Annotated in this window: 4 protein-coding genes and 2 pseudogenes; 3 read left to right on the forward strand and 3 right to left on the reverse strand. The window is 37.7% G+C overall.

Translation table 11 applies throughout. The annotated features are described in order from the left end of the window. Positions 1 to 419 precede the first annotated feature (419 nt). Positions 420 to 1,082 carry a phycobilisome degradation protein NblB gene (gene nblB / locus AFK68_RS08610; protein WP_094672378.1) on the reverse strand — a complete coding sequence of 221 codons (663 nt, stop codon included), beginning with the start codon at positions 1,080 to 1,082 and terminating at the stop codon, positions 420 to 422. Between the two features lie 242 nt (positions 1,083 to 1,324). Then, positions 1,325 to 1,786 (reverse strand): CBS domain-containing protein, encoded by a 462-nt coding sequence (locus AFK68_RS08615; RefSeq protein WP_094672375.1) that lies wholly within the window; start codon positions 1,784 to 1,786, stop codon positions 1,325 to 1,327. A 277-nt stretch (positions 1,787 to 2,063) separates the two neighbouring features. Here AFK68_RS08615 and AFK68_RS41315 point away from each other — a divergent pair. From AFK68_RS41315 to AFK68_RS08625, 3 genes and pseudogenes are all read left to right on the forward strand, one after another. Further along, positions 2,064 to 2,174 (forward strand): annotated as a pseudogene (locus AFK68_RS41315) (transposase); the annotation flags it as partial. 171 nt (positions 2,175 to 2,345) lie between these two features. After that, a pseudogene (locus AFK68_RS41320) lies at positions 2,346 to 2,670 on the forward strand (RNA-guided endonuclease TnpB family protein); the annotation flags it as partial. A gap of 18 nt (positions 2,671 to 2,688) precedes the next feature. Further along, positions 2,689 to 3,018, forward strand: coding sequence for a ferredoxin (locus AFK68_RS08625; RefSeq protein ID WP_094672376.1), 330 nt, complete (start codon positions 2,689 to 2,691; stop codon positions 3,016 to 3,018). 32 nt (positions 3,019 to 3,050) lie between these two features. Here the strand turns inward: AFK68_RS08625 and AFK68_RS08630 are convergent, their stop codons facing one another. After that, a complete protein-coding gene (locus tag AFK68_RS08630) occupies positions 3,051 to 3,956 on the reverse strand; it encodes an alpha/beta fold hydrolase (protein ID WP_094672377.1) in 906 nt (301 codons plus the stop codon). Positions 3,957 to 4,407 lie beyond the last annotated feature (451 nt).

Genomic DNA, 4,407 nt, shown 5'->3' on the forward strand with positions numbered 1-4,407 from the left:
TGCCTCTTGCAGAGGAGCTGCCTCTTGCAGAGGAGCTGCCTCTTGCAGAGGAGCTTCGCTAACGCTAACGCTAACGCTAACGCTTTTCATGTCGGCTCAAGCGCCGAAACACGATCCCATCCTAGGTCATGCTCCCCATTCATTCGGCGACAGCCGAAGTGCGTTTGCGGAGTTGTGCGCTAGCTAAACGGCTGTCGCCTACATGGAAAGTTAGCGCAGTTCCTCTGCCAGAGCGGGAAACCTAGCTATCCAATCCTAACGGAATGCTACGCAAACGACCGCTTTTTTCCCTTGAAAGGGGAGGCTAATAAAGCTGAATTATTTAATTAATAATTAGTAATTATTAATTATTCGGTAAGAGATACCACGGGAGGCTAGAATATCCCGGGGTAGTTCATAGCTATACATGTTTTACTACATTAGCTGTTCAGTGCTAACTTGGCCTCTTGAGCTACCTGTTGAAATGAGTCGCTGGCCAACTGTTCTATAATTTGTTTTGCTTCTAGACCTCCTAACCGATGTAAAGCTTGTACAAGTCTATAGCGAATTTGCCAGTCACTATGGACAACAAAGGGTTTTAATAAAGGAATAGCTGCTAAATTTCCTAGTTCCCCTAGGGCACTAATGGCCATAGTCTGTATTAGTTCATTATCTGATTTCAGAGCATCTTCTAGTAAAAATAATGCTTTTGGTTCCCCCATTTCTCCTATTGCTGCAACTATACTAACTTTCACTAACCATTCTGGAGTGTTCTGGTATACCTGTTGTAAGTCGTCAAAAGCTTGAGTGATTTTTAATGCTCCTAGAGCATCTGCTGCTGCTGCTTGGACATCTGGTTCGGGATCGTTAAGCAGACAGTCACGCAATATTTCTTGGGAGATTGTTAAGTTTTGTTCTCCCAAACTTGACATTTGACTCACCGCAGCGTAACGAACACGAGTATCTTTGTCTTTGATCGGAGTTTGAATTAATTCAAAAGCCTTCTCTGGTTCTATTTGACGTAATTGATTAACTCCACGCAAGCGATCGCCTAATTCTTCAGATGTTAGTAGTTGCTGAATTGAATCTGGGGTAACACTCATTTCCATAAATTGTATTGTTTTAATTTTTTGAAGCTCTCTACCCTTAAATATTGCGATTATCAATATTTCTTTTTTTACTTACAAGCATAGCTTATTAGCAGTTTTAATCAATGCTCTATTGTGACCAACTGCTCAGTATGAGGCTTGATTTTATCGCAATGTAAATTATCATTTCTATAATTAATTATTACATTTGTTTATTTTTGCTCCCTTACAATAAATTGTGTTGAATAATATCGAAATCATTCAGTTGCCATAGCTCTAATAATATCTCCACGAGTTAGTATACCAATCACTTTGCCATTTTCATCTAGCACTGGTAACCGATGAATATTACGCTCGTGCATAAGTTTAGCTGCTGCTGAAAGTAATTGTTCAGGTGTAGTAGTTAGAGGATTTTTAGTCATTACTTCCCCAACAGTTTCTCCTAAAGCCTTATGAATTTCTTTTTCATAACGAGCTGGATTTTCTAGGAAAATAACACTATCTAGCAGCATAATATAAGGTGGAGGGGTAGCTCCACTTTCCTGCCACATTAAATCCGTTTCTGATACGATCCCAACTAACTTTCCCTTTTCATTGACTACAGGAAGACCACTAATACGTTGTTCTGCCAAAATTTTAATTGCTTCTTTCAATGGCATTTCTTCTGTGACAGAGATTGGATTGTAGCTCATAACATCTGATACAATTTTGTTTGTCATAGTTACCTCTGCAATTTTTTTCTGGTTAGAGTAATGATGATAGTTATAAAATAAAAATACAAGTACAAATTTTCTTTTTTTTTCTTTTTTACTTCAATAATAATTATAAAAGTAAAGTACAACGTAATATAGCATCGCACCTTGATTAAATCAAAGCTTACCGATTATTGGAGTCTAAATACCTCTCCTTCTAGGACTGCTTTTATTGCTATTGGTTGCGCATAAAGGTTTTATTGATTATAAATTTATCGTAGCATTAAACAATAAAATTTTTTCTATGCTCATCTATGAAATGAAAATGCAAGGCACACATAGTCAGTACAATCTGCTAGATTTAGCTACTTGTATCGGCAGATTTGTGCGTAATAGCATTATTAGAGCATCGTTATAGATAGAGAAATTTTGGCGTTGCATATTTCCGGGATCAATTAGTTTGGGGAGTGTGGGGGGCGTTGTGTCCTTTGCCTTCTGGAATTATTCTTTTAGAGAAAGAGGAAGTAAAAGATGGAATTTACCTTTTGCGCAAAGATTCATCCCTTGTTTCAGCAACGCCGAAATTTTTAGTCGTAATGATTCGTACAAATATTGCACGCCTACTAACTCATAATCCGAACTTTCCTTGGGCCTAAAAAGTAAATTCTATGGCTAGACAAGCTCACGCAGAAAGGGTATGGGCAGCCATAGAAAGGTTTGATCCAAACTACAGAGCTAAGGTTGTAGGTTAAAAGGGCTATCCCAAATTCAAAAAATACCAAGTAAGAGACTAAGTAGAGTACAAAACTAGCAGATGGAAATTATCAGAAGATAGACACTATTTAACTTTCACTGATGGATTCAAACCCGGCACTTTTAAGCTATGGGGTAGTCAAAACCTTTATTTCTATATTAAGAATTTATGACTAATGTCAACATCTGAAGGCCAAAAACCGGAAATTAATTCTGGCGATCGCTATGTATTTGTTTGCCAGAATCAGTCTTGTATGCGCCACAACTCTCAAGAGGTTCTCAAGACCTTTAAAGCTGAGACAGAAAATTTGGTTGATGTCAATATTGAGTCTAGTGGTTGTCTTGGCCAATGTAGCACTGGCCCGACAGTACGAGTTATCCCAGATGAAATCTGGTATTGTCGAGTCCAACCTAATAATGTCCCATTAATAGTTTCACAACATCTCAAGGGCAACAAACCTGTAGATGATATGCTCAACCCTAGAATTCATCATCGTTTTTACTGATTAACAAATAATAGAAACCTATACTCCATATCCTAAACCCTTTGAACCGCCGAGAAAACCCATTCCTGAATTAATGTATTAACTTGCTCAGGAACTTCGTCATGGGGACAATGACCTGCTTTTAAGAAGTATTCTGTTAATTGAGGATAATATTTGCGAAATTGGGCACTTCTGGTTTGGCTTTTAATCCAAGGGTCAGCTTCTCCCCAAAGCGTAAGTAGGGGACAGTTTAACTGGTCTAACAATAAATCAACTTTCTGGCCAGATGGTGTCCTAAACATAGAAGCAAAGACTTTGGCTGCACCAGGGTCGCAAGAAGGTCGATATATATCTTCTATTAATTGATCTGTAATGGCGCTTTGATCTAAATAAACTTTCTGTAATGTTTTTCTAATAGTGCTACGTCGTCGCGTCCATTGAAATAATAAAAAACTAGGTAAGTCTTGTAAAATCAACCACTTTGTGCTTTGAGAAATAACTTTTCTCCATAAGGGAGGTTGAGAAATGGTCTGAGATTCAGTAAATGGTCCGGCACTGTTAATGAGTATTAAACCTGCTGCAGAAGTTGGATATTGAGCTGCTACACATAATCCTGTATAGCCTCCAAGAGAATTTCCTGCTAAAACTACCGATCTACCAATGACTTCGGTAATAAAGTCATTGATCTGTTCTTGCCATAGCTGACCACTATATTGCCAGTTTGGTTTGCCCGAACGTCCAAATCCTAGTAAGTCAATAGCCCAAACTTGAAAAAACTTGCTGAGACCTGCAATATTTTTGCGCCAATGGTCTGTGGATGCTCCAAAGCCATGTATTAATAGCAAGGGTTGATTTGCAGAGTTAGGCTTACCTGCACATAAGTAGTAGATTGGCTGATCCCGCCATTGCCAATAATTACCAGGAACTTTAGCTGTCGTAAGCACCGATTTAGTTAACATATATAAAATACTATAAACATTTATTAAATTACATTAAATACTATATCAAAAATTAAATGGGATCGAATTATCTTAATTCGCAGAATATTTATCATCAATGATCCCAATAAAAATATAAGGAATCAGGATACAGGTGTCAAAATCAATATTTGCTTTTGGGTTCAAACCCAACTAATTGTAGACACAGCAAGTGACTGTCGGGAGATTTGACCGTCTACCTGTAGTTAGGAGTTATCCCAATACCCGATAGAACACATTTGGGATCTATTTAAAAAGATATGACGAAATTGAGAGATTGGCAGTATTTTTAAACATTTTTCGTGTATTTTCTCTGCTTATCTCCGGAATCCTACTCAACAATTTAATATTGGCAAAGATACCCAATGGGTTCTATATCTGTACCATGATCTATAGAACCCCTGAAGGGATCTATTTAAAATTAGAGATTGAC

Source organism: Hydrocoleum sp. CS-953 (assembly GCF_002260545.1).
GTDB lineage: Bacteria > Cyanobacteriota > Cyanobacteriia > Cyanobacteriales > Microcoleaceae > Trichodesmium.

Excerpts from the sequence above, each read along its gene's own strand:
- nblB (WP_094672378.1), bottom strand. The coding sequence starts at position 1,082 with ATGAGTGTTACCCCAGATTCAATTCAGCAACTACTAACATCTGAAGAA.
- AFK68_RS08615 (WP_094672375.1), bottom strand. The coding sequence starts at position 1,786 with ATGACAAACAAAATTGTATCAGATGTTATGAGCTACAATCCAATCTCT.
- AFK68_RS08625 (WP_094672376.1), top strand. The coding sequence starts at position 2,689 with ATGTCAACATCTGAAGGCCAAAAACCGGAAATTAATTCTGGCGATCGC.
- AFK68_RS08630 (WP_094672377.1), bottom strand. The coding sequence starts at position 3,956 with ATGTTAACTAAATCGGTGCTTACGACAGCTAAAGTTCCTGGTAATTAT.